The sequence below is a fragment of the Pseudoalteromonas sp. SWYJ118 genome (assembly GCF_015864505.1).
Lineage (GTDB): Bacteria > Pseudomonadota > Gammaproteobacteria > Enterobacterales > Alteromonadaceae > Pseudoalteromonas > Pseudoalteromonas arctica.
On record NZ_JADYXC010000004.1, the window covers coordinates 55,076 to 81,039 of the forward strand.

The 25,964-nt window shown below is 38.5% G+C and carries 16 protein-coding genes; 12 read left to right on the forward strand and 4 right to left on the reverse strand.

What is annotated here, in order from left to right:
- Positions 1-10 precede the first annotated feature (10 nt).
- On the reverse strand, positions 11-3,298 hold the full coding sequence (locus I6F48_RS06310) for a tetratricopeptide repeat protein (protein ID WP_197119081.1): 3,288 nt from the start codon (positions 3,296-3,298) through the stop codon (positions 11-13).
- Positions 3,298-6,006: an endo alpha-1,4 polygalactosaminidase gene (locus I6F48_RS06315; protein WP_165728465.1), complete on the reverse strand. Its 2,709-nt coding sequence runs from the start codon at positions 6,004-6,006 to the stop codon at positions 3,298-3,300. The genes I6F48_RS06310 and I6F48_RS06315 overlap by 1 nt, the downstream gene beginning before the upstream one ends.
- Before the next feature lie 486 nt (positions 6,007-6,492).
- Between I6F48_RS06315 and I6F48_RS06320 the strand changes: the two genes are divergently transcribed.
- The 5 genes from I6F48_RS06320 (at position 6,493) to I6F48_RS06340 (ending at position 12,592) form a co-directional block, all read left to right on the forward strand.
- Positions 6,493-8,160 (forward strand): methyl-accepting chemotaxis protein, encoded by a 1,668-nt coding sequence (locus I6F48_RS06320; RefSeq protein ID WP_165728466.1) that lies wholly within the window; start codon positions 6,493-6,495, stop codon positions 8,158-8,160.
- A gap of 120 nt (positions 8,161-8,280) precedes the next feature.
- Positions 8,281-8,814 carry a MarR family winged helix-turn-helix transcriptional regulator gene (locus I6F48_RS06325; RefSeq protein ID WP_231611873.1) on the forward strand — a complete coding sequence of 178 codons (534 nt, stop codon included), beginning with the start codon at positions 8,281-8,283 and terminating at the stop codon, positions 8,812-8,814.
- A 117-nt stretch (positions 8,815-8,931) separates the two neighbouring features.
- On the forward strand, positions 8,932-9,681 hold the full coding sequence (locus I6F48_RS06330) for a serine/threonine protein kinase (RefSeq protein ID WP_165728467.1): 750 nt from the start codon (positions 8,932-8,934) through the stop codon (positions 9,679-9,681).
- 313 nt (positions 9,682-9,994) lie between these two features.
- The gene (locus I6F48_RS06335) at positions 9,995-11,347 is read left to right on the forward strand and encodes a magnesium transporter (protein ID WP_197119082.1); all 1,353 of its coding nucleotides are present in this window, start codon (positions 9,995-9,997) and stop codon (positions 11,345-11,347) included.
- A gap of 183 nt (positions 11,348-11,530) precedes the next feature.
- Positions 11,531-12,592 (forward strand): DUF21 domain-containing protein, encoded by a 1,062-nt coding sequence (locus I6F48_RS06340; protein ID WP_197119083.1) that lies wholly within the window; start codon positions 11,531-11,533, stop codon positions 12,590-12,592.
- A gap of 34 nt (positions 12,593-12,626) precedes the next feature.
- On the opposite strand, the gene I6F48_RS06345 is transcribed toward I6F48_RS06340, so the two are convergent.
- Positions 12,627-13,232: a TIGR04211 family SH3 domain-containing protein gene (locus I6F48_RS06345; protein WP_007584830.1), complete on the reverse strand. Its 606-nt coding sequence runs from the start codon at positions 13,230-13,232 to the stop codon at positions 12,627-12,629.
- Positions 13,233-13,526: 294 nt separating this feature from the next.
- Between I6F48_RS06345 and I6F48_RS06350 the strand changes: the two genes are divergently transcribed.
- The 3 genes from I6F48_RS06350 (at position 13,527) to I6F48_RS06360 (ending at position 18,501) form a co-directional block, all read left to right on the forward strand.
- Positions 13,527-15,050 carry a CYTH and CHAD domain-containing protein gene (locus tag I6F48_RS06350; RefSeq protein ID WP_007584831.1) on the forward strand — a complete coding sequence of 508 codons (1,524 nt, stop codon included), beginning with the start codon at positions 13,527-13,529 and terminating at the stop codon, positions 15,048-15,050.
- A gap of 423 nt (positions 15,051-15,473) precedes the next feature.
- Complete coding sequence (locus I6F48_RS06355; protein WP_197119084.1) at positions 15,474-16,283, forward strand: phosphate/phosphite/phosphonate ABC transporter substrate-binding protein; 810 nt, start codon at positions 15,474-15,476, stop codon at positions 16,281-16,283.
- A complete protein-coding gene (locus I6F48_RS06360; protein WP_197119085.1) occupies positions 16,270-18,501 on the forward strand; it encodes an ATP-binding protein in 2,232 nt (743 codons plus the stop codon). The genes I6F48_RS06355 and I6F48_RS06360 overlap by 14 nt, the downstream gene beginning before the upstream one ends.
- Positions 18,502-18,540: 39 nt before the next feature.
- On the opposite strand, the gene I6F48_RS06365 is transcribed toward I6F48_RS06360, so the two are convergent.
- Positions 18,541-20,058 (reverse strand): S10 family peptidase, encoded by a 1,518-nt coding sequence (locus I6F48_RS06365; protein ID WP_197119086.1) that lies wholly within the window; start codon positions 20,056-20,058, stop codon positions 18,541-18,543.
- A 365-nt stretch (positions 20,059-20,423) separates the two neighbouring features.
- On the opposite strand from I6F48_RS06365, the gene I6F48_RS06370 reads away from it, so the two are divergent.
- From I6F48_RS06370 to mrcB, 4 genes are all read left to right on the forward strand, one after another.
- Positions 20,424-21,647: a diguanylate cyclase domain-containing protein gene (locus tag I6F48_RS06370; RefSeq protein ID WP_165728473.1), complete on the forward strand. Its 1,224-nt coding sequence runs from the start codon at positions 20,424-20,426 to the stop codon at positions 21,645-21,647.
- A gap of 220 nt (positions 21,648-21,867) precedes the next feature.
- Positions 21,868-22,206, forward strand: coding sequence for a P-II family nitrogen regulator (locus I6F48_RS06375; protein WP_004587162.1), 339 nt, complete (start codon positions 21,868-21,870; stop codon positions 22,204-22,206).
- Positions 22,207-22,215: 9 nt separating this feature from the next.
- Complete coding sequence (locus I6F48_RS06380; protein WP_010555509.1) at positions 22,216-23,445, forward strand: ammonium transporter; 1,230 nt, start codon at positions 22,216-22,218, stop codon at positions 23,443-23,445.
- 150 nt (positions 23,446-23,595) lie between these two features.
- The gene (mrcB, locus tag I6F48_RS06385) at positions 23,596-25,938 is read left to right on the forward strand and encodes a penicillin-binding protein 1B (RefSeq protein WP_197119087.1); all 2,343 of its coding nucleotides are present in this window, start codon (positions 23,596-23,598) and stop codon (positions 25,936-25,938) included.
- Positions 25,939-25,964 lie beyond the last annotated feature (26 nt).

Genomic DNA, 25,964 nt, shown 5'->3' on the forward strand with positions numbered 1-25,964 from the left:
TCTCCTAACATTAAAAATGTACGTAATAACCTAATTGTAATTGTGTATCTGAGTTACCCACTTTATTACTACTTTGGTAACCCAGCTGTAATTTAAATAAATCATCGCCCAGTACAGACCAACCAGCGCCACTTGAAACTGATACATCTACTGTATCGTTAAGTGTTTGATAGCCAGTACTTATATCAAATAACCATGAAGGGCTTGCGCCTAAATAAGGCGGCTCCAACGAACCTGTTGAAGCAAATGAGGTCCCTAGTGCAAAACGTCTAAATGGTTGAAGGTCAACTCTTAGCGGTCTTCTACTTGCATCTGTATTTATTAATGCATTAACACGTTCAAAGTCTTGCCACTGTGCACTAAAATAAGCGTTCCAAATTGGGCGGTCTTTTAAAATACTGTATTGGTAACGTGCATTATATTCTTGGCCATTTATTAGTGAGCTGCCATCGCTTCTTCGAGAAAAAGACATCGCTGCTGCTGATAGCTGTACATTTTGTCTACCATCAATATTGTAGTTAACATAGGCCGTGGCTTTATCTAGCTGAGCATAGCTAAGTAGCGCTTCTGATTGGCGGTTTTCAACATTATATTCAAGCTTTAAACCTACCTGAGTACGCGAATCCCATTGATAACGAGAGTCTAAGCTAAGACCTTGGCGACTAACTAAGCTGCCTTGGTGAGAATCTATTTTTGCATCAAAATACCAACGACCAAATGTCATCTTATCTTCTATCGCAAACAGTAATCCGTTGTTATCAAGATTTTGCTGATTACTTAAACTTAATTTCCATTGCCCATTAGCATAAGGAAAATAAACGTTTACATCGTACTGGCTACTGTTTAAACCAGCCTCTGGCGATAGGTTTATTTCAAGTGCTCTAAAATAGGATGCGCGTGCATTTCTGAGTAAACTCAATTGCGATTCATTTGCCTCGCCAGTAAGTTCTTCGTACCAACGTTGCATGGTGGCATAGGGTTGTTTTAAATAGAGTAGGGCGTTTAGCTCATCTAATTTGCTTAGTGAACCTTCAGCTATAAGCTGTTTCGCTTTATTAAACTCGCCGTTGGTCATATAAAGCTGTAGTTTTTGCCAAGGTTCTAACTTTTGTGCAGCTCGACGTGCTAACCACCAGTTTGCTTGAGGCTCACCAATAGTGTCGGGCGCGAGCTCATCCATGGTGTTTAATTGCATTAAATGAGGAACAGCCATTGCACCTGCCCAGCGGTACATTAGGCCTCTGTATGCGTATTTATCTTTAGGTAAATGCTGTAATAAATAGTGATTTAGCTCGGCAGCATTCGCATAATAACCAAGCTGCTTCATTACATCGGCTAAGTTAACCAGTGTTGTTAAGTCACTTGGATCTGCAACAGCTAGTTTTCGTAAATAAAAGTAAGCACTGTTATATGATTTTTCATAAATAGATAGGCTAGCTAATAATTGCGTCCACGCGTAGGTAGGATCGCTGTCCGAATAGCGAGTTAAAATACGGCTGATCATTATAGTGTCGTGCATTTGTAGCGCTAACCAACCTTGTGCGAGTACAACATCGGGGTCGTATTCACTTAATTTAGCGGCGCGGTTTAGAGTTGTATAAGCCGAATTTAAATCACTTTGATTTTGATACCAATTTGAAAGAATAACCCAAGCAGGGTAGAGAGCTTTATTATAACGTTGTTTATCAAGCTCTGTGTGAATACGGGCAACCGATTTAGCATCGTTTACTTGCGTGCTTAATAATGCAATTTGTATCAGTTGGCGGTCTGTAAGTGACTCATTTTCCCATAGATAATCGAGAAGCTCTTGAGGCCGTCCTTCAAAGCGCAGCTGTTGGTAATAAAGCGTGTCGCCAACACTTAGTGTGCTGATTGCTTTTAGTTGCTCAAAAGCATAAAGCTCATCTTTTTTATCTTGAACACGCATTGCCATATCTACTCGTGCAGTCCAAAATTCTCCATTAGTACTTTGTTGCTTGTTTTTTAAAATAGACAATGCTGTTTTAAAGTCATCCTCAAGCCAAAATGCACGAGCTATCCAAAGTAAGTCTTCTTCATTTTTAGGCCCTTTATATTTAGGCCATAAAGCTCTTAGTGCTTTTAAATTTCCGGAATCGTGAAGTACTTTCGCTTTCCAATATTGCGATAATGCACTCTTACCATTTATTTGTTCAAAACGGTCAATATTACTGAGTTCTTGTTTTGTGTTGCCTATAAATTCGTTTGTTTGCATCCACTTAGCAAAGCCATTGCCTTTTAATTGTCGGTTTTGTGCTTTGTATTCATATATATCGTTGGCGTCTTGGTATAAATATAATGCCGCAGCGTCATTAACACTGTCAGTAAGCATCGCTGGGGTTACAGCTCTGTTCGACATTAGCCATTTAAACTCTTTAAGCGCTTCTTTAGGCTTGTTCTGCCAGCGCTTTATTTTCCAATTTAGTAAGCGTAGCTCTTTGTCATTTGGAGTTTGTAGTAATAGCTTGGCGAGTAATTGCTCAGCCCCTTTTGCATTCCCATTTGCTAAACGCAGGTGCATGGCTTTTGTTAAGTACTCGGTGTTATTTGGATCGCTCTTTAATAAGCTTTCAATGGCTTGAGCTGAATCTTCTGTATTGCCAGCTAAGTTAGCTAAATAAAGGGTGCGTTTAACATTAGCTTGGTCGCCATAAGTTTTCCACCAGGCGTAAGCTTGTATCGGATTATTTGCGCCAAGTGCAGTCTCAATCGCTTTAGCTGCAATGTCAGCATTTATATTTGTTTTATAAATAGCGAGAGCTTTGGCTGGTTCGCCAGCGCTCAACCAGTAATCAGCTGCAAGTAGTGGTTGTTTATTTTTTTGATAGTACAGAGCAACTTTTGCGTTTAACCCAACTGCTTTTGCAATAGTTAGTATTTGTTCGTCCCAATGCTTATGGACACCTATTTTTAAAGATAGATCTTCAAAGCGATCGTCAACTTTAGCCCCGCTTGCTAGCCATAATGAGTAAAGCAGCTTTATTTCTAGAGTTGCTTTGCGCTCACCTCTTGGTAGTTTTTCAAGCTCGTTAGTGGCTTGTGAATACTCACTAAGCCCTATATGTAGTTCAACCAATTTTGCGCGTAGCTTTTCGTTGTTAGGCTCAGTGTTGAGCGCTGCATTAAGGTACGATTTTTCAAAGGTATAATCTTGTGAAAGTTCATCATCTTCAAAAAATAAGGTGTGAGGAAATAATGCATAAAGTGCAAAACAACTTACAGCTAATATTGCTAATATTGTTTTTACAGAAATTAACTGAGGGCGCTTTTTAGCATTCATTATCGAGCGACTCCATTGCAGTTAAGATAACCATAAAATTGACCCTTTGGAAGATTAAAGTGCGTCACATTAGCGCGTGTAATACCTTTAAAGTGCTCTCCTAAGCTAGATACAAATTCGCAAGAACGTGCATTAATTAAATCAAGCGAAGCAGGCACCCACGCTTTAAAGCTAACAGGTCCGTTAACTTGCCAGTTATCAATAACAACATTTGCAGACGCTAAATAAGGTTTTTTACTATTTTGACTGTGATCAAAGCTAAGACGAGCTACGTTATTAATAATGTGTATATAGTCACCTTTTTCAGTAACGCCTGACACACCTTCACTTTGGGCAATGTTAGGCATATCAAAATCAGTAGGAATTCGTAAAGTACGAATGTATTTTGAGCTAAATAACCATTCATTATTACTGTTTTTTGCTAGCGCAGAAAAGTAAAAGTCTTTTGCTACTTTTGCGTAATGGCTCAAATGTACCGGTGTATTTGGCCTAGCTAAAACATAATCTATATTGTGTTTTAGTGCGTCTAGTCCCGCAGGGATTTCACCTGAGTAAAAATGAAAATAAATAGTGTAGGGTTTTAATCTATATGGTTTTTCTGTTATTTCAAATGTTTCGGTTAAGCGTCTAAAACCATAATAAGGCCCGTGCCATAAGTTTGTATATACGTTTTCATTTAATATGGGGGCATAAATTTGATACAGCAAATCGTGCTCTGGTCTACCTATTGGTGAAACATGCGTAAGGCTTGGGTTATCGGCATTTACATCTGTATTACCACCGTTGACGTTTAATACGCCAGCATCGCGAGCCAATTCAAGCGCTTTAGGGCCGGGAGTTGCATCGCCTGACCATAACATCATCACTGTTTTTTTGTTTTTTGGTGTCAGGTTTTCATCAATATACTTTATTGAATCGGTGATTTCTTTTTTTAAGCTTATTTTGTCGTAGCCAGGTACATCAAGATGAAAACCATAATCTACTTCATCTTTATCTACTATTCTAAGGCCAGATAACGCAGTCCAAAAATAAGGGTGGCTATAAGTATGCGAAGCAATTTCTACATAAGGCAAATTAAAAATACTGCGCGCTATACCTTCAAGTTTGGCACTTTGTTTTGAATGTAAGCCACTTTTTTCAATATCAGCTTGAATAACCGATGAGGTCAAAGGCAGTTTATAGCGCTTAATTATTTCATCGCGAATCACTTCTGCAGAATATGGTTTACCTGCATAATGTGCCGGGCTTGTGAAGCCATCGCCATCTATATGCAGCGTTAGCATGCGCCTACCGCTTTCAGTTGTCGTATCAGGCACTAGAATCGGAGGTAGTCCCATTGCTTTGGTGAGTAGTGTACGTGGGTCAATAACCCATTTACTCCCTTCCATTGGCAAGGTATCTATAAGCCAAGGTGCAACAACAACCGCGCCATATTTTGTTTTAGTACTCTGCACTATTATAGTTCCATCAGCCGCTTTTATATTGATAAGCGGGGTGGCATCAGTTGCTAATTTCAGTAAGTAGGGCTTAATTATCGCAGGCGATGTTGTCGCTTCGCCTTTTAGCCATGTAGTAAAATGATTAAGTTCATAAGGGGCTGGAGGCAATACGCTAAGCGCTTCAATACCAAGGTTAAGTAATAGTTTAGTTGATTGCGGTAGCTCACCCATAATTAGCTCAGGTACAACGCCTAAGTTACTTTCCAACCAATTAGTAATAGTTGGGGTGTAAAAAGCATCGCTGTTTGTCCATGAAATAATACCAGCATGTAAACTTGGATCTACTAATGGCAAATCTCGTTTAGCTACATCAACATAATCAGGAATATATCCCAAATACTCAATCATGGTCGCAAGCTTTAAATGTACGGTAGTGTAAATGAGTGGTCTTACATTACTGTTGAACGGAATTAGGATGCGTCTTGGTACTGGCGATATGGTTGATGTACCCCATGTTTGTAAGTGCCCATCTGTTACCCAAGGAGTAAAGCCAGCTTGTTTTATTTTTTGCGCCATAGCAAGGCGGTTATCAGGCTGCGCATAATCAATAACTTGTACTTTAAAACCTAAGTTTTGTGCTGTTTTTAATTGTGCGCTTAGCCAAGCTTGATCGTTCTCTGTGGTTAATTTGTAGCTATTATTAGTTGGGTTGTAATGACTATATAAACCTTCAGCAACTAAATCATTGGCTAAACCAGTAAGTTTAGGTAATAACTCAAAGCCTCGATTAAGAATAAGATGCTTATTAAACGTACCAGAGAGGTTTTTTATAATCGCGACTAAGCCATCTTGTTGATCTGATTTACTGTGTTTGTCATCTAAAAGTTGATAGCTGTCTAGCGTATCTAAAAATAAACCACTGAAACCACGCGCTTTTAAAGAAGCTGCGCTGTCTTGCATTTGTTGTTGCCAATCCGTAGATGTTAAATCTGCAATGTGGCTGTTCCAATTAGGATTAACTGAAAGTGAAGAATCACTTTTATTGAACGATTCACCCACACTTAAATAAGCGTAAACGGCAATGTTTCGTTTTTTAAACCAATTAAGCTCGTGCTCGGTAACGAGTTCAGGCTGGACGACAACGCGAGAATAAAAAGTCATTTCGGCTAATGGCATCGGCGCTGAGTAGTAAAAAGCGATACTATTATTTACAGGTGCTGAGAATGCATGAGCAGACACTAAAAGTGCAAGGTATAAAATATATTTCATTAATAATTCATTTTTATTAGATTATAACTGTGGCTCAAAGTGATGCGTTCCGATTTTCTAGTTGTTTGGTATTAGTAATATAGGGTTATTATATGTTAATGGAAGTTTAATATCTATATGTTCATTATTTATATGAACCTAAAATTAATACTAACATGAGTCGTGCGTTAACTCATTACATAGCTGGTGATTAATCGTCTTAGTACGTTATAAAATTAAGTTTAGATCAATGCAGCTGCTAGAACTTTAAATCTCTAGTGAAAGAGTGGCAAATTATATATTAATTAATACGAAGGTCTCAGTGTTTTTAGTGTCCAAATACCTTCCTTGTGACTATAATATCAGCTAATTGAGCATGGTATGAGTTTACTCCCACCAATTTTTTTTATTTACTATGCTTTTAAACCCAATAAAACAATGTAAACAGCCGTAATTTAATTTTTGGCTATTGTCGCTATATATGCATTTATATACCCCGGAGAAATAATGAGTAATTTAAGCTTGAAAAACAAACTGTTGTTATTAGCTATATTGCCCTTAATGCTACTTTTGATTAGCTTGATGCTGAGTTCTTATTATTTAGAGAATAAAAATCAGCAACAAAATTTTGAAGCATTTCAAACTAAACTAATAAGTGACAAACAAACGTTGCTAAGCACCGAGGTAGAAATTGCCAGTAAAATTGTGCGCTACCAAATAGCAAATGGCTCTGAGCAAGATGCTAAAAATGCTTTAAGAGATTTAACATTTGGTCAAGGTGGTTACTTTTTTATATACGACACAAATGGCGTTAGTGTTTTTCATGCATTATTAGGTGATGCTATTGAAGGGCAAAACAAAATAGGGATGACTGACCCTAACGGTAAAAAAATAATAGTGGGCTTATTAGATCAAGCTAGAAAAGGCGGTGGCGCTTTTAACTATCATTTCCAAAAACCAAATACCACAGGCTTAGTTGAAAAAATGGGCTATGCAGCAATGATCCCAGGTACAAACTGGATGATTGGTACTGGCGCATATATGGATGATATAGACGCAGAACTACTTAAATATCAAACAGCAATGCAAGAGCACATGAATGATAAGGTAGTGACCTTATTGCTAATTGCTTTATTTTGGGTTGTGTTAACTATTATATGTGCGTTAATTGCCGCAAATACAATGGTAAAACCAATACAGCGTATGGCGCAAAGCCTTGACGATATTGCCAAAGGTGAGGGCGATTTAACTAAACGTTTAGATATTGATACTAACGATGAAATAGGCCAACTTGGCGAAGCATTTAATATGTTTGTAAGTAAGTTACATGGCATTATTGCTAATGTGGTTGATGTAACACACGATGTAAAAACAGCCTCTAGTGATATAAATACACAAACACGATTAATTGAAGACAAGCTACTTAATCACAATCATGAAACAGACCTTGTTGCGACGGCTATTACCGAAATGTCGGCTACTTCTCATGAGGTGGCTCAAAATACGAACCAAGTGGCAGAGTCAACCCAAGCGGCAACGCAAGAAGTTGCTAAAGCTCAAGAGTGTGTTGATATTTCACTCAGTGAGGTGTCTAACCTAATGGGCGAGATAAACCTAGCCGCAGAACAAGTTGATTCACTCAGTGATCAATCTAAAAAGATTAATAGTGTACTAAGCGTAATTGGTGGAATTGCCGAGCAAACAAATTTACTTGCACTTAATGCTGCAATAGAGGCTGCACGAGCAGGTGAGCAAGGGCGAGGGTTTGCTGTTGTTGCTGATGAGGTAAGAAGCTTAGCAAGTCGTACTCAAGTTAGCACATTAGAGATTAGTGAAATGTTGAGTGAGTTACATAATTTAGTATCGGATGCTGTAGCCGCAATGCAAGCGAGTCAGAATAGTTGTAATCGCTCAGTAGAATCGTCTCGTGCTATTTCAGAAAGTTTAGGTGCGGTAACAACCTCAGTTAGATCAATTAACGACATGAGTACGCAAATTGCGACAGCGGCGCTGGAGCAAAGTAGCGTTACAGAAGAAATAAACCGTAATGTATTTGCCATTCAAGAAATCGTTAATGAACTAACTATTTCAAGCAAAACTACCTCTTCGGTAGGCCAGCATTTAGCTGCGCGTGGTGAAAACTTAGGACAACTCGTTGGCCAGTTTAAAATTTAACAAAGTTTAAAACTTTACAGTAAAAGCCGCTAATAGCGGCTTTATTTTTGTGGCTTAGTTTTAGCCGCTTAGTTTTTATAAAAATTATTGAATTTTTTGTATGTGTTAAGGTCTATCAGCATGCAAATATACCTATACAGTGGAATAACCATGCAAAACATGCCATCAATTAAACGTTGTACTCGAGAAGAGTTAGCGCCAGAGCAAGACTTGGGGCGTTTAGTGTCTTTTTTACGCTCGAGATTAGCCATTCATGTTGATGCCAAGTTACTTCCTATGGACTTAACCTCAGCGCAATATATTGTGGTAGTACTACTTGCGAGAGAGTCGGTTAATACGCTTGCAGGACTTTGTGAGTATATGGTTTATGATCGTGGCGCTATGAGCCGCTTACTAAACCGACTTGAAGAAAAAGGACTCATTATTAAAACGCAATGTGAGCTTGATAAGCGCTCAACTATTTTGTGTTTAAGTGAAAAGGGTAAAGCTCTTTGTCCAGAAATAATGCCTGTAGTAAACGAAGTCTATGCTCAAGCATTAAATGGTTTTTCAGAGCCAGAAAAAAATCAAATAATAGACTTATTATTTAAAGCTATAAATAATCTAGATACATTACCCGAAATTCCCCCCACAAATAGATTATCAATAAAATAGTGATACTGTTTCAACAGAAAGTTAGCGTGCTAATTAGTTGATCTGATTGTGCGTAGAATCTAACTTTGATAATATAGTTGCCTAGGCAATTAAAGTTATCATCTTGTTAGGTTTGTTATGATTGAAAATAATTTGTTAGTACAATTACAGCAGCAATATCCAGAACATACTTTTATGCAACATCACTTAAGTGTTGTCCATAAGGGACGTTTTGCTAACGCGATTGTGTATCGATATAAAGATAATGAATTTGATTTGATTGTTAAAGATTTTAGCCAAAGCCCGTGGCTTATTCGTAAAACATTTGCGCGACTATCTGTAAATCAAGAATATAAAGGGTTGAGCCGATTAGCTGAGCTTGATGCTGTTGCTAATCGCTTTTGTAGGTTATCGCCGATAGCTGTGGCTTATAACTATATTGAAGGCATGCCACTGCGCTCTTTAATTCATGAAGACAAAACACTACCTGTTAACTTTTTTAGCGAGCTTGAGCGCCAAGTAGCAAAAATGCATCGTAAAGGCATCGTGCATTTAGACTTGCGTAATATGGGTAATATTTTATGCGGCGCAGACGGTAAACCTTATTTTATTGATTTTCAGTCAACCATTAGCTTCTCGCGTTTTCCGCGTTGGTTGCAACGCTTTATGCGAGGCTCTGACATGTCAGGTGTATATAAAGCATGGAATAAATTGGGCGATCAACCTCTGCCTAAAAAAAAGCAAGACTATTTAGATCGCTTCAATCACGTGCGTAAACGCTGGATTTTTAAAGGTTACCCAATACAGCGTGGCTATGCGTGGGGCGCTGCACTTATTACTCAATTTGTAGATTCTGACTTAGTACGAAATATTACCGATAGACTTTAATTAAAAGCATAAACCGTAATTTAAAAACACCTTATTCATTGTGTGATTTTGCCCATATTAGCCTGGCTAATATGGGATTTTTTTTATTATAAGTAATCCGTTTGGTTTACTTACTTGTCGTTTAATTCCTTAAAAACAATTCCTTTTACTGTTTTTTTAATTTTTTAAAATAAATATTAGTACTGCATTTAGTTTGCCCATACAATGCGCAAAAATAGCCTGGGCATGCTTAATAAGTTCACGTTTTTTCTGCAATTTTTTATTGTTCAAGTAAACTGTGAATAATGTACGCTTTTAAATTTAAGGTTTTAAGATGATTGAGTATCCGGTAGACCAACTTCCACAGCTCATAAATGATTTATTGCAATGCGATACAACAGAACGCAAAAATAAATTATTAGCAGATGCGCAGTTAACGCTTTCAACAGAGCACCTGTCATTACTTTTTGAGGCGATACCAAAAGAACAACGACTTGAAATTTGGCAGTTGCTTGACGAAGACACGCAACACGAAATTTTTGTTAATTTAAGTGAAGATAGTTGCTTGTGGTTGCTGCAAACACTAGAAGACACTGAGGCTTTTAAACTTCTTGATGAAGTTAATGTAGAAGAGCTACTGGAACTTGAAGAAGTTATACCAGAGCGATTTGTTGAGTATGCAAAAAAGCAACTCGATGAAGCGCAAACCAAACAATATGAATTAGCGCAGCAATACCCGCCAGAACAACTTGGTCATTGGTTAGGTTTTGATTTTTTAAAAGTATCAGAGAAGCTAACCGCAGGTGGCGCTAAAAAGCTTTTACACAAGGGTTTACCGCAATACAGTGAGGTTGTTTATTTAGTAAGCCGTAAGGGCAGCTTAATAGGCGAGGTTGCGGTTAACGATTTAATTAAGGCGAGCGATACCGACAGCTTAATGACATTGGCGAATCATGACTTTTCATCGCTTCATGCTGATGATGATTTATACGAAGCGGCAGAAGTGGTGATCCACAGTGAGCAAATGGCACTGCCAGTGGTTAATGCAGATAACAAATTACTTGGGCGTTTAACTATTGCATCAGCGTACGAATTACGCCAAGAGATTGCTGACGAAGCAGCCGCTAAAGCCGGTGGTTTACGTGAAGACGAAGACTTGTTCGCAAGTGTGCGAAAAAGTGCTAAAAACCGTGGCATATGGTTGGGTATTAACTTAGCGACTGCCTTTTTAGCGTCGTGGTTCATCGGTTTATTTGGAGCAACTATAGAACAAGTTGTAGCACTCGCTGTATTAATGCCAGTGGTTGCTTCTATGGGCGGCATTGCAGGAAGCCAAACATTAACGGTTATTGTGCGTGGTTTAGCGCTCGGACAGGTTACAGATTCAAACCGCAATGCGTTACTTAAAAAAGAGCTACGTGTTGGCGCTGTAAATGGTTTGGTGTGGGCATTTGTAATAGGCCTACTTACCTTCTTATGGTTTAACGATTTAATGCTCAGTATTACGATTACGGTTGCCATATTATTAAATTTAGTCGCTGCGTCACTTGCGGGTGTTGTTATTCCGTCTATTTTAGACAAAATGAAAATTGATCCTGCATTATCTGGCTCGGTAATTTTAACTACCGTTACCGATATTGTTGGGTTTGTTACCTTTTTAGGCTTGGGCAGTTTATTGCTTTTATAAGCCTTATACCAAGTTGCTTAATTAAGTGATCTATTTTGAGGGAAGAAAATCGTGTCGATAACAAGGCGAAAATTTCGTTATTTAGTTGTTTTATATACGAAATTTTAACGTAGTTAGCGTCAGGTATAACCCTCAAATTGATTAAGTATTATTGCGGATTGGTATTACTTACAGGAAAATACAATGACCTTCGAAGTCATGATTTGGTGTGCTATTGCTTTGTGTATTTCACAATCGGCAATATTTTCTGGCTTAAACTTAGCTTTTTTTTCGCTAAGCCGATTACAGCTAGAAATGGAAAGTACAAAAGGGAACGAAGCGGCCATAAAAGTGATGGCTCTTCGAAACGACTCTAACTTTTTATTATCGACTATTTTATGGGGTAACGTAGGTATAAACGTACTGCTTACGCTACTTTCTGATTCGGTATTAATGGGCGCAAGTTCGTTTTTATTCTCAACTATCGCGATTACTATTATTGGTGAAATAACGCCGCAGGCTTATTTTTCGCGTAATGCACTTAAAATGGCGAGCCTGCTTTCGCCGCTAATTAAGTTTTATCAGATTCTGTTTTATGTAGTTGCTAAACCAACCGCTTTAATACTTGATGCATGGTTAGGTAAAGAAGGGATTACGTACTTTGCTGAAAGTGAACTTAGAGGTATTATTCGCAAACACATAGAAGCAGAAGAGGCTGATGTTCAACATGTTGAGGGAATAGGCGCGCTTAACTTTTTTAGTTTGGATGAAATAAGCGTAACTAAAGAAGGGGAGATAATTGATCCTGATTCTATTATTGCACTGCCGACTAAACTCGATTTACCTATTTTCCCAGACCTTACATTAACGACTGATAATGAGTTTTTACGAAAGCTACATAAGTCTGGCTACAACTGGGTGATCATTACTAATGAAGATGGTTGGCCTTTATTGGTTGTTGATGCAGACGGCTTTTTACGCTCAGCGTTGTTTGAGCCAGAGACGTTTGACCCGTATCATTATTGTCACAGACCTATAATTGTTGCTGACGAAGCGATGCGTTTGAGTGAAGTGATTTTAAAAATACGCGCTAGTCATTCTTTAGATAAATCGTTTGATGGGGCCATTGATCAGGATGTGGTGTTAGTGTGGAGTGATGTGAAGCGCATTATTACCGGCGCTGATATATTTGGTCGGTTACTCAAAGGTATGAGTGCACCAAAGCTCGAATTGCATGAAAATACAGAGAATAAAAAGCCGCAATAAGCGGCTTTTTATATTTAACGGATATGTGGAAGGCTTACGCCCAACCTTCGTAGCGCTTACGGCGCGACAGCACTATCGTTAATATAATACCTAAAAACAGGCCTAAAAACGCAATAGCACCACCGTAAGTAAGTAGCTGGCGTTTCTCTTTTGAACTCGCTGCTTCTTTTTGAGTGCGCTCTTGCTCTAGCGTTGTTTTAAGTTTAGTGATTTGGGCCGATAACTGCAGGTTTTGATCAGTTAAAGTTTGGTTTTGCTCTTGTAGCTGCGGAAGTTCTATTTGAGCTTGGCGCAGGTTTTCTTGCATAGTGCTCATTTCGCTACTTAGTGTTTTGTACTGTTGGTGTAAGCCTGCCGTTTTGGTAACAAACTTAGTTTCTATCCAACCTTCGCGGTCTTTATCATCTTTAATTTTTATAAAGCCGTTTTCTTCAGCAGATAACAAGGTTAACTTTGTTCCAGCATCTACAGAGCCGAGTAGTCGATAATTCTTACTCGCACCAGAGCGCATAAAAGTATATAAATTATCGATAATATAAGCGGTGTTTGCATTAGTTGAATTTGCAGGTTTTGCTTCTTCTGCATAACTCATAAATGTGGTGGCTGTTAAAAGTAGCCCTAATAAACAATGTTTTAGCATTTATCTACCTTGTTGATCTAACTGCGTCCGTTATGAACGTGATTTTCATTTCACATAAGTAGTTAGATAGTATGGATTAAATAGCTCAATAGCAAGACTGATATTGTAACCCAGTAGCAGTTACCTAGCCCACTAGGTTACAAATCTCGCCCCGCGATTAATTTGCCTCTAGATAGAACGAATTTTAATCCACAAAGGTCAACAGGCACTAAAATAAGGCTAAAAAATTTGCATTGTTAGTGTGCTTTGTTTATTTTGAGCACTTATTTATTTTAAAGGTAATCCGCAAACCGAATGGATACTGAGATAGAACTGAAATTTTTGGTATCAGATGCCGTTATTCCACTGATCCCCTCGTTAATTACTCAATTTGCAAAAACGGTGAAGAATAAACCGTCACGCAGCTTACAAAATGCATACTACGACACGCCAAGCCGAGAGCTTAGAGCGCTTGACATAGGCTTTAGAACTCGCTGTTCTGACAGCGAATGCGAGCAAACTATAAAGCTTGCAGGTGAAGTTGTAGGTGGTTTACACCAACGTCCAGAGTACAATTTACCAATTGAATCAAGTCGCCCTAATTTAATGGCGTTTGATGCTGATATTTGGCCTCATGGCATGCAAATAAGCGCAATCTCAAAAAACTTGTATCCAATATTTAGTACTAACTTTATTCGTCGTACTTGGTTAATTGAAACCGAAAGTGGCGCTAAAATTGAAGTTGTACTCGATAAAGGTGAAATTGCGGCTTCGGGTAAAATTGAAATTATTAGCGAGCTTGAAATTGAGCTTGTTGAGGGCAGTCGTAATGAGTTGTTTGCGTTTGCAGATGTACTGGTTAGCCAGAACTGTATCCGTTTAGGATTATACTCTAAGGCCGCGCGTGGTTATCGCCTTGCAGATGAAAAACCTTTAACACCCAGCAAATCTATTGGTTTTGTTCAATTACCAAAGTCGACTACCCAAGAGCGTGCTTTAGTTGAAGCCATGAACTTTGGCATTCGCTTTGTGCAAAAGCATGAGCAATGCTATTTCGATAAGCCAAGTTTAAAAACGCTTAAACGCGTAACTGACGGCATTAGCCTAATACGCCATACTTTTTGGCTGTACGACGATATAGTATCCAAAGAAAGTACAGAACATTTACGTACAGAGCTTAAATGGTTATTAAGCGAATTAGCGTGGGTAGAAAACGCGATTCAATTAAAAACGTACACGTCTAAACGCCATGCTTTTTATAAAAAAATTAATGCTGCTCCAGCACTTACTCAAGTCATTGGTGATTTAAAAGAGTTACAGCCAAGCATTGACGATATAAATGCACTGTTTCATAGCGCGCGTTATAATCGTTTATTACTGTCGTTAACTACGTGGTTAATTGATAAACAGTGGCGTAAAGATTGGGGGCAAATAGAGCTTCAAGCGGCTGAGCAAAACGTGTCGTCCATTGCGAGTAGGCTTTTTAATAAAGACTGGAAAAATCTGCACGAATTACTCCCTAAAGAACAAACACTCGATGTCGCTTCGTATTTAAACCTGCGCACTCAACTTGAAAATAGTTTACTGAGCGGTAACTGCTTAGGATCGTTATTTGATAAAGAGGAACGCCTAGAGTTTAGATTGCCTTGGCTTGATATTTCTCATGGTATTTATGAGTTAAGTACGCTTGAGTATTTAAAGCAGTTATGTGCTGGGCAAGAAGACGAACAGCTTGCTAAAATCCAGTCATGGCTTGAACAAAAGTCTGAATATTTGGTTAGTGCGATGGAGCAAAGTCGCCTTGCTTCATTTGACATAGAACCTTACTGGCAAAAATAAATGATGCACTTTTGTAATGAAATTCAGCTACAAAAGTGCTTATCCGTTATTTTTTAACTCGTTATTTTTAACACTTACGCTGAGCCAACATGGCATTTGTATAAAAACAAAAATGGCGTAAGTGTGTATTATCAAAGCCACAGTGATAATATTTTTGAAGTAAAAGCGCAGATGAGCAAAATACCAACCAGCTTTGCCTCATGGATCAATCCCTACTTGGCTAAGCAATAAAGCCGGCCTAAAAAGTACTTACAACATCTTTATTAATTTACATCGTATGCTCACACATAAAAATACACTCCAAAACGACCTGTAATCAAAGTAGGTCAGTGCTAAATATCGAATATATAATAATTTTATGGTGTGTTGAGTAGTCTTTAACTACGCTTAAGCAATAATGACACGCTATTATTTGGAGAATTGATGAAGTATTTAGTGGCTATATTATGTTTGATGCACAGCTCACTCTTATTGGCTCAAGAATATACTTTTGGTGTAGTGCCGCAATATGAGCCGCAAAAGCTAAATGCTATTTGGCAACCTTTGTTAAAGCAAGTAAGTAAGCAAACAGGGGTATCAATAAAGCTAATTACAGTTGAGTCTATTCCGGTATTTGAAAAAGCCTTTGCTAATGGCGAGTACGACTTTGCATACATGAATCCATGGCACAGTGTTGTAGCATATGAGAAGCAGGGGTATTTGCCACTAATAAAAGATGCAGGGCGAAAGCTGCAAGGTATTTTGCTCGTAAATAAAGACAGTGGTATTGATAATTTAAGCCAACTAGAGGGCGCCGAAATAGCATTCCCTGCACCTAATGCATTAGGTGCGTCATTATTAATGAGAGCCGACTTAGCGTTGTTGTATGGGCTAACAATAAAGCCTGTATATGTACAAACCCACCCTTCGGTATATTTAAATGTAGCACTGCATTCAACAATGGCGGGCGGTGGTGTAATGGGCACATTTAAACAACAACCAGAAAGCTTGCAAAATAAGCTTAAAATTCTTTATAAAACGCGTGAAATTAGTCGCCATCCAATTGTAGCCCACCCAAGGGTTGACCCTGCAATACAGTTAAAAGTGCAACAAGCTATTTTAGATATTAGCCAAAGCGCAGAGCATAAACATTTACTTGCAGGTATCCCAATTATTAAACCTAGTATTGCAACTTTAGCAGAGTATCAGCAGTTAACTCAGTGGGGCTTGCGCTCATTTTATGTTGAAAATTAGAGGGTTTCGTAGTCTAAGGGCACAAAGCTTTATTGTTGTATTGCTTTGTGGCTTGCTTATGGCCTGTCTTTTTATGTTTTACGCATTACCTGAGCAAGCGCGTTGGGTAAACGATGGGCTTTCAAAGGCTGCTCAGCGTTCTTTAGCGCAGTTATCGACTTCTATAACGACTCCGTTGTTAACTAGGCAGTATGCAGAGCTGTATGAAGAAATAGACAGCCAACTCCAAACCCGCCCTAATTGGAAAAGTATTAAAATTGTTGATGTGGATTCAAATAACCAATTATACCCGCTTGAAAACTGGATTGGAGCAAATGAAAACGGTGACATGTTGTTATCTCAGCAGGTGGTGTTTTTAGATAAACCGCTGGCTAATATTAGCTTGGTTGTTAATTTTACGAATGAAATAAACGAATCTTCAAAACTTCATTACACCTTAATATATATACAATTTATTATTTTAGTTATCGTTTTTATAGGTTTAGCTTGGCTGGTGGATTACAGGGTTACGTCGCCTTTAAGGACTTTAAAACAGGGGTTTTCACGTTTAGCCAAAGGTGACTTTGATTGTCATATAGATAAACAACAACAAAATGAAGTAGGTAGCGTAATAAGTGCATTTAATAACATGGTTGATGAGGTTGCTAATAACCATCAAAAATTAAATGTATTACGAATTCAAGCTGAGTCAGCAAGTAAAGCAAAGTCAGATTTTATGGCCAGTATGAGCCACGAATTAAGAACCCCATTAAATGCAATTTTAGGCTTAGCCCAGCTGTATGGATATGATGAAAGTGCTAATAAAGTACAAAAAGAAAACGCGAAAAGCATTTATCAAGCTGGAGAACATTTACTATTACTTATAGACGATGTACTTGATTTAACGGCTATTGAGTCGGGTAATATGCAGTTTAGTTTTTCTTATGTGCCTATTAAAAGCATATTAGAGGAGTCAGTAGAGCTCGTCACTGAGCTTGTTAAAGGGCAATCAATAACACTGTATACCCAAGGTTTCGAGTCCTTAGAAGGGTTGAGTATTTACATTGATCAGCGCCGCTTTAAACAAGTGATGCTTAACTTGCTTTCAAATGCGATTAAATACAACAAAGCAAATGGCAGCATTAATATAAATTGCCGGGTGTTAAGTAATAAACAATGCGAAATAGATGTAATAGACACCGGATGTGGATTTGCTCCTGATGACATTTTTCGCTTATTTAAACCTTTTGACCGTTTAGGAGCTGAAACCAGTAAAGTGAACGGTACGGGTATTGGTTTAGTGATAACTAAGCAACTGGTAGAGCGTATGCAGGGTTCTTTAAGCGCGCAAAGTGAGCAGCACAAAGGTTCTTGTTTTACACTAAACTTTAACAGCTTTGAGCAAACTGACTTGCCAGCACAAGTGCAATCTCCTCAAATAACACTTCAAAGTTTAGATACAGTAACTCTTCCTACGCTTGAGGTTTTAGTGGCAGAAGATCAGGTTACAAATCAGCAAGTATTAAGGCAGCAATTAACCATGCTTGGAGTGTGTTCTACTTTTGTAAGTAATGGGGAACAAGCTTGGGAAACTCTGCAAAATAAGCACTTTGATATTTTGTTAACCGATATTCAAATGCCTTTACTCGATGGGTTAGGGTTAGCCAAAAAAATACGCGAAAACACTCATTTTGATAAACTTATTATAATTGCAATTACGGCCAACATTACCAAAAACAATATAGATAATTGTTATGATTGTGGAATGAACGGCTTTTTAACCAAGCCCATTGAGCTTGTTAAATTAAAGTCGCTGTTGATGGAACACTCTCAAACAATGGTTAGTACATGTTCAGATAAATCTGATAGTGAAAATATAGCTTCAGATAGTTTTGATCAACTAGATATCACGTTATTAAAAGCAATGCTTGGTGATGATCCTACTGTGCACTGCATGGTGTTTAATGCGTTTTTACAAACGGCAGGGGAGCAAATTAAATTAGCTAATGCGTATGCTAAGAGTAAAAATTATGTTGATTTGGCTTTTCAGGCCCATGCCTTAAAGTCGTCGTCAAAATCGGTAGGGGCTATTGAATTGGCAAATATATGCCAGCAGATAGAAACACAGGCAGAAAACGAAACAGTTAAAAATGAATATATACAGCAGCTTGAAGTATGCTTTAACGATGTAGTAACGCAACTTAAAAGCTATTGTTTACGATATGAAAAACGCATATAAAAAATGGCTCATAAAGAGCCATTTTATGTTTAAAATATTTTAGTATTTAGCCGCTTCCCCTTTCTTAGGTAAAGCGTCCTGTATAAAGTCACGTAAATCGTTATTAGAGCTTTCTAAGTCAGCGTGGCGAAGGTACATCATATGCCCACTTCTGTAGCCTTTAAAGCTCAAACGGTCTTTCATTTTACCGCTTGGGTCTAATTGCCATAACGTGTATTTAGCGTCAAAGTAATTGGTTGCACCATCAAAGTATCCTGATTGAATCATCACGTTTAAGTAAGGGTTTTGCGCCATTGCTAAACGTAGATTTTCGCCCGTATTATTACCGGTTCTATCCCATGGGTGAACATTACCAAATAAATTATATTTTACATCTGTTTTATAGTTTAGCTCTTCACGTAAGTAGTGATTAATTGCAGGAGTGAAAGAGTGTAACCAAGAGGTAAGTTCAGCCCAGTAGTCTGGGGATTCACCCGCGCCTCGTTTATCTATTCCTAAATAACGAGAATCTAAGCGACCCACAGTTTGACCACGCTCACGTAGTAGCTCTTTCCAGAAAAATTGAGTTGGAATATCCAAGTTATTTTGTTCAACAAACTTTTCTGATAAGCCAGCGTAGTGTGCCATTTTTGTAATAATTCGACGTTTTTCTTCAGCATTAATAAAGCCACCCTTGGCAAGCGCTGGGATTAATTCGTTTACAGTAAACTCTTCAACTTCAGGTAATAACTCATCTAGATCTTTAGCTTGTAAATCGGCTTTAAGTGCTTTGTGATACCAAGCAGTTGCTGCAAAGTAAGGTAGGCGGTTAGCGGCTTTAATCGGGCCGTCGCGCTTAATACCAATATCAGTAGGTGATACGAGAATAACACCGTTTATGTACATCCATTGACTATTTTGAAGCTCATGAGCTAGGCCCGATACACGTGTTGTACCGTAGCTTTCACCAATTAAAAATTTAGGCGATCGCCAGCGCTCAGCCCTATTTACAAAAGTATTTAACCACTCAGCAAGGTACTTAATATCGGCATTAACACCAAAAAATAGCTCTTTTTGTTTTGCTTTAGAAGGAAGTTCGCCTTTTTCGTTTTCAAGTACGCGAGAGTAGCCTGTATTTACAGGGTTTACGTAAACAATATCGGCAATATCAAGTACAGAATATGGGTTGTCTTTTACGCCATAAGGTTGAATTGGATAGCCTTCGTCATCAATTTTTAATACGCGAGGACCAGTATAAGCAAGGTGCATCCATACAGAAGCCGAGCCTGGCCCGCCATTAAATGAAATAAGTAATGGGCGAGTTGTCCTGTCGTCAACTTTGTCGCGTGTGTAGTAGGTGTATTGCAATGTCGCAACCGCGTCGCCTTTATCATCCCATACAGGTTGTGTGCCTGTGGCAACGGTGTAATTAAAGCGTTGACCGTTGATTTTAGCTTTATGTTGAGTAACAACTTTGCTGTCTACATCAATACGACGTTGGTTATCGGCAAGCGTGCTTGTACTGATTATTAATGCAATAACGGTTATCGGTAAACTGATAATACGACTAAGCTTCATTAGGTGTCCTTATTATTGTTGATACACCATTAAAGACATTAATGAGTTAAATAACAAAAGTATTGAGACTAGTGGCCGATAATACTAGTTAAGTAAGGTATTAATGCGCTTAGAGACGCGTGCTAACCACTTTTATAGTTATTTAGGATTTGGTTTCTTTATTTAGTTAATCACAGAATTCAGGTATATTGCGGGCCTACTTGTATTGATTTTATATACAAGCTATCACCAAAAAAATCTAATGGATTACGCTTTCAAGCACATAAGTGCACTCTACACCGGATGTTTATGACTAATGCTATTGCAGTAATAGCGTTGTATTTGTCGTTTTGTTACAAAATTAATTAAAGGTAAAGAGAAGCTTTATGCAAAGAGTATTAGTGGTTGAAGACAGTAAAGTAGTGCAGCAGGTGCTTCGCCACTTAACTGCACAATACCTTGATGTAGTAATTGATTTTGCTTGGTCTTTAGCAGAATGCGCTACGTTCGTAGAAAAGCACGATTATACGCTTGCGTTAGTTGATTTAACTTTGCCAGATGCTCCGCACGGTGAAGTTGCAAAATATACTTTATCTAAAAAAATTCCTACGGTTGTTTTAACCTCAAAAATAGATGAGTACAAGCGCCAACAAATGCTTGAATTGGGCGTAGTTGATTATGTTATTAAAGATAATCGCGATTCTTACCATTATGCCGTTAAGCTCGTTGCGCAATTACTCAGAAATCAAGGCTGTAAAGCACTAATAGCAGATGACTCATTACTAAGTCGCTCGTTAATGAAGCAAATGCTAGAAAAGCAATTGTTTGATGTAACAGATGCCCACGATGGACAACAAGCACTCGAAATATTAAAAGCTAATCCTGATATAAAGCTACTTATGACCGACTACGCTATGCCCTCTATGGATGGCTTTGAACTTGTCAAAGCGGTACGTAATTTTAGAGGCCGAGACGACTTAGCAATTATTGGCTTATCGGGCGCGGGAAAGCATGGCCTATCAGCACGATTTATTAAATACGGCGCCAATGACTTTTTAACAAAGCCATTTATGAATGAAGAGTTTCATTGTCGAGTACTTCAAACAATGGAGCAACTGTCGTTAATTTCAGATATTAAAGAAAGCGCACATAGGGATCACTTAACAGGGCTTCATAACCGACGCTACTTTTATCAATATGCAGAAAAGCTCCTTAAAAGTAAAAACCAGAAAAATACTTTGGCATTGCTTGATATCGATTTTTTCAAAAACATTAACGATACATTAGGCCATGAAGGCGGCGATCAGGCTTTAAAGCAGGTTGGTTCATTAATACGATCTACGTTTTCAAAGTTTACGGTTGCACGGGTTGGCGGAGAAGAGTTTGCCATAATATTACCTGAAATAGAGCTAGAACGCGGTCGTGAATACTTTGAAGCATTTAGGAAAAAGATGGCTAGTTACGATTTTTCTATTAGCGATAAATCAATTAAAATTACCACTAGTATAGGCTTGGCTGACTTTCAAGACACTAGTCTAACGCAGGCTATGCGTGTTGCTGACAAAGCATTATACGAAGCTAAAAACCAAGGCAGAAACTGCGTGGTATAACCCTTCTTAAACAAAACTAGGTACGTGATAAATATATAGAGATATAGCACGCACCAATGTAGCTGACTTGTTAAATTAACGCACCTAATTGGTGCGTTTTTTTTGATCTTAGGTTTGTGTTTTTTACTAAGTGGCTGTTTTTAATTGATATAAAATAGTGGCACAAAGGTTGGATTGTTTAACCCAATAGGATAACAATAAAGAGTCCGAGGGGGCCGCTATGAAAATGATTAGTGCAATCATAAAACCATTTAAATTAGACGACGTGCGTGAAGCACTCGCTGATTTAGGAATTGAGGGGATGACAGTAGTTGATGTTAAAGGTTTTGGACGTCAACGAGGTCATACTGAGTTATATCGTGGTGCAGAATACCAAGTAGATTTTATTCCTAAGATCAAACTTGAAATTGCAACGCGTACTGAAAATTGTCAACGCGTTGTTGAAGCAATCACTAAAATTGCATCAACAGGTAAAATTGGTGACGGTAAAATTTTCGTGTACGACTTGGATCAAATTGTTCGTATCCGTACTGGCGAACTTGACGAAGAAGCAATTTAAGGGGGTCTCATGGAAAATACAATAATAGAACTAAAGTTTTCACTCGATACCTTCTATTTTTTAATATCAGGTATATTAGTAATGTGGATGGCAGCAGGTTTTGCCATGTTAGAGGCGGGCTTAGTTCGCTCTAAAAACACAGCTGAAATTTTAACTAAAAATGTCGCGCTATATTCAATTGCATGTACGATGTTTTTATTAGTTGGCTACAACATTATGTATGTAGACAATGCCGAAGGTGGTTTTATTCCTTCAATAGGCGCTTTAATTGGTACACAAGCTGCCGATGCTGACCATTCTTTAGAATCTGACTTTTTCTTCCAAGTAGTATTTGTTGCAACCGCTATGTCGATTGTATCGGGTGCTGTTGCTGAGCGTATGAAACTGTGGGCTTTCCTAGGTTTTGCTGTAGTACTAACTGGTTTTATTTACCCTATTGAAGGTTACTGGACATGGGGTGGTGGTTTCTTATCTGAAATGGGCTTTGTTGATTTTGCAGGTTCTGCAATTGTGCATGGCGCAGGTGCAGCAGCTGCACTAGCTGGTGTATTAATCCTAGGTGCTCGTAAAGGTAAATATGGTAAGAATGGTGAAATATACCCAATTCCAGGTTCAAACTTACCACTTGCTACACTAGGTACATTTATTTTATGGATGGGTTGGTTTGGCTTTAACGGTGGTTCTCAATTACTACTTTCGGATAAAGAAAACGCAACTGCAGTAGGCCAAATATTACTTAACACCAATGCAGCAGCTGCAATGGGTGCTATTGCAGCACTGTTTGTATGTAAAGTACTTTGGGGTAAATCAGATTTAACAATGGTCTTAAATGGTGCATTAGCTGGCTTAGTTGTTATAACAGCAGACCCTCTATCTCCATCACCATTAATGGCATGTCTACTTGGTCTACTTGGTGGTGCACTTGTTATATTTAGTATCATAGCACTTGATAAAGTTAAGATTGACGATCCAGTGGGTGCTATCTCTGTTCATGGTACGTGTGGCGCATTAGGTATTATGTTAGTACCGCTAACCAATGGTGACGCAAGCTTTGTTAATCAGTTAACGGGTCTAGTATGTATTCTTGCCTTTGTATTTGTAGCATCATTTATTGTTTGGACTGTGCTTAACAAAACAATGGGTATACGAGTAACCGAAGAAGAAGAACTAAACGGTATGGATCAACACGATTGTGGTATTGAAGCCTACCCAGAGTTTGTTTCTGTTCGAAATAGCTAATAGTTTATTTAAATAATAGTGTGTTTACACAAAGCCCTACTTCGGTAGGGCTTTTTTTGTTTCAGGGGGGGTTAACTTTTCGGATGTTAGGATATATCCAATATGCTAAGCTCACACTCGTGAATAACCCTTGGAATAAATTACACTTAAATGGCCGATAATAAAAAAACACCTACCAGTAAACCTGCAGTTAAACGTGCAAGTAAATCGTCAAGCAAGACAAAGAAAAGCACTTCAAAGGGCAGTAAAAAAACAGTGGAAACCACTGTTAAACGCTCTTTTATGAGAAAAACATGGTCAGTGTTTTGGAAACTAAGCTTGGCTGTTTTTATTGCAATGGCAATGTACTTCATTTATTTAGATTCAAAAACAACGCGTATATTTGAAGGTAATAAATGGCAACTTCCAGCGCAAGTGTATGCTCGTTCTATGGAGTTTTATCCGGGGCAATTTTTATCAAGCCAGGAAGTAGTGTTTGAGCTAGAGCGTTTAAATTATTCATCGGTTAATAGATTAAGCCGCACAGGACAGTTTGTTAAAACAGCAGATAGCATCAAGATTTATCGTCGTGATTTTGAATTTTATGATGGCCTTGAAGAATCACATATTATTGAACTTCGCTTTGCAGGGCAAAAAGTTGCGACCATTAAAGATAAGTTTGGTAGGCGTTTAAATTCAGCTCGTCTAGAGCCTGTGCAAATAGCGCGTATTGGTAATGACTCTAAACAAGATAGAGAATTTGTACCACTAGATAAGTTTCCAGCAATGCTAAAAGATACGCTATTGGTGGTTGAAGACCGTGATTTTTACGAACATCATGGTGTATCAGTGTTTTCTATTTTACGCGCGCTTTATTCTAATATTAAAGCGGGGCGCACCGTTCAAGGTGGTAGTACGCTTACTCAGCAGTTAGCTAAAAATATTTACCTAACACGTGAGCGCTCTTTAGTACGAAAAATAAATGAGGCCTTTATTGCCCTTATTTTAGATTATCGTTATTCAAAAGATCAGATATTAGAAGCTTACTTAAATGAAGTATACCTAGGGCAGTCATACAACCAAGGTGTGCACGGTATGGGGCTTGCTGCTGACTTTTACTTTTCAAAGCCGGTAGATGAGCTTGAGTACGATCAAATTGCTTTGCTGGTGGCAATGGTTAAAGGTCCATCTTATTACAATCCACGTCGCTATAAAGAGCGCACAATGGAGCGCCGAGACTTAGTGCTTCGCCTTATGGTTGAAAACAAGCTACTTAGCACAAAAGAGTACCGTGCATCGCTTAATCGCCCAATTGATATTGCGCCAATGAAAGCGAGTTTACAAAAATCATATCCAGGCTATTTAGAGTTAGTAAACAGAGAACTAAATGAATTATTGCCAGATCAGCAAACACTTGATGCAGGCGTAAGAGTATTTACTTATTTTGACTTACAAAAGCAAACAGCAATGGAAGAGTCTATTGAAAAGAGCTTACCGTACCTGGAAAATCGTCCTAGAACCGAAAAACTAGAAGCAGCCATGATCTCTGTTAATGTAGAAAAGGGCGGTGTATCTGCACTTGTTGCAGGGCGCAATGTTCGTTATTCAGGGTTTAACCGTGTTTTAGATACAAAGCGTAATATTGGCTCGCTGGTAAAACCGGCTGTGTATTTAAGCGCATTGCAATTACCACATTATAATTTAGCTACTTTGCTTGATGACTCGCCAGTACAGGTTACAAATGAGCAGGGAAAAGTGTGGCAACCAGAAAATTTTGATCATAAATACCGTGGAGCAATCCCTCTTTATAAAGCATTTAGTAACAGTATTAATATTCCAGCGGTTAATTTAGGCCTCGATGTAGGTGTTGATAAAGTCGCGAAAACACTAAAAGGATTAGGCGCTAAAGGGGCGATAAACGAATACCCATCGTTGCTTTTAGGGGCTGTTGAAATGTCGAGTTTTGAAGTTGCTCAGCTTTATACGACAATTGCTGCAGATGGCGAATATAAAAAGCTCACTGCAATTTCGGCATTAACTGACTCGGTTGGTAAAGTACTTTATAAGCATAAAGTAAATGCAGAGCCTCGTTTTGATAAATCTGCAATGTATATGACTAAATACGCGATGAAACGCGTAACGAAAGACGGCACTGCTAAACGCTTAAATTTACACTTCCCATCAATCCAACTTGCAGGCAAAACTGGCACTAGTAACGATTTACGTGATAGTTGGTTTGCAGGCTTTGATCAAAATACAGTGACGGTAGCTTGGCTTGGTCGAGACGACAACAAAAGCACGGGTTTAACGGGCAGCGTAGGTGCATTAGAAGCATATATTCGCTACTTAAAGCCACTTAATCCACAAGCAATAGCCGATACGCGTCCGCCATCAATACGCTGGGCATTTGTAAATGAGCAAACGGGTAAGCAGGCACCACCAGGATGTGGCAAGGTGATTCAGCTACCACTTAGAGCGAGTGAGTTTGAGCCAAGACCACAATGTATTCGTTAATCTAAGACTACTTTAAACAACGAAGC

Coding starts and splice junctions, on each gene's coding strand:
- I6F48_RS06310 (WP_197119081.1), bottom strand. CDS start 3,298: ATGAATGCTAAAAAGCGCCCTCAGTTAATTTCTGTAAAAACAATATTA.
- I6F48_RS06315 (WP_165728465.1), bottom strand. CDS start 6,006: ATGAAATATATTTTATACCTTGCACTTTTAGTGTCTGCTCATGCATTC.
- I6F48_RS06320 (WP_165728466.1), top strand. CDS start 6,493: ATGAGTAATTTAAGCTTGAAAAACAAACTGTTGTTATTAGCTATATTG.
- I6F48_RS06325 (WP_231611873.1), top strand. CDS start 8,281: ATGCAAATATACCTATACAGTGGAATAACCATGCAAAACATGCCATCA.
- I6F48_RS06330 (WP_165728467.1), top strand. CDS start 8,932: ATGATTGAAAATAATTTGTTAGTACAATTACAGCAGCAATATCCAGAA.
- I6F48_RS06335 (WP_197119082.1), top strand. CDS start 9,995: ATGATTGAGTATCCGGTAGACCAACTTCCACAGCTCATAAATGATTTA.
- I6F48_RS06340 (WP_197119083.1), top strand. CDS start 11,531: ATGACCTTCGAAGTCATGATTTGGTGTGCTATTGCTTTGTGTATTTCA.
- I6F48_RS06345 (WP_007584830.1), bottom strand. CDS start 13,232: ATGCTAAAACATTGTTTATTAGGGCTACTTTTAACAGCCACCACATTT.
- I6F48_RS06350 (WP_007584831.1), top strand. CDS start 13,527: ATGGATACTGAGATAGAACTGAAATTTTTGGTATCAGATGCCGTTATT.
- I6F48_RS06355 (WP_197119084.1), top strand. CDS start 15,474: ATGAAGTATTTAGTGGCTATATTATGTTTGATGCACAGCTCACTCTTA.
- I6F48_RS06360 (WP_197119085.1), top strand. CDS start 16,270: ATGTTGAAAATTAGAGGGTTTCGTAGTCTAAGGGCACAAAGCTTTATT.
- I6F48_RS06365 (WP_197119086.1), bottom strand. CDS start 20,058: ATGAAGCTTAGTCGTATTATCAGTTTACCGATAACCGTTATTGCATTA.
- I6F48_RS06370 (WP_165728473.1), top strand. CDS start 20,424: ATGCAAAGAGTATTAGTGGTTGAAGACAGTAAAGTAGTGCAGCAGGTG.
- I6F48_RS06375 (WP_004587162.1), top strand. CDS start 21,868: ATGAAAATGATTAGTGCAATCATAAAACCATTTAAATTAGACGACGTG.
- I6F48_RS06380 (WP_010555509.1), top strand. CDS start 22,216: ATGGAAAATACAATAATAGAACTAAAGTTTTCACTCGATACCTTCTAT.
- mrcB (WP_197119087.1), top strand. CDS start 23,596: ATGGCCGATAATAAAAAAACACCTACCAGTAAACCTGCAGTTAAACGT.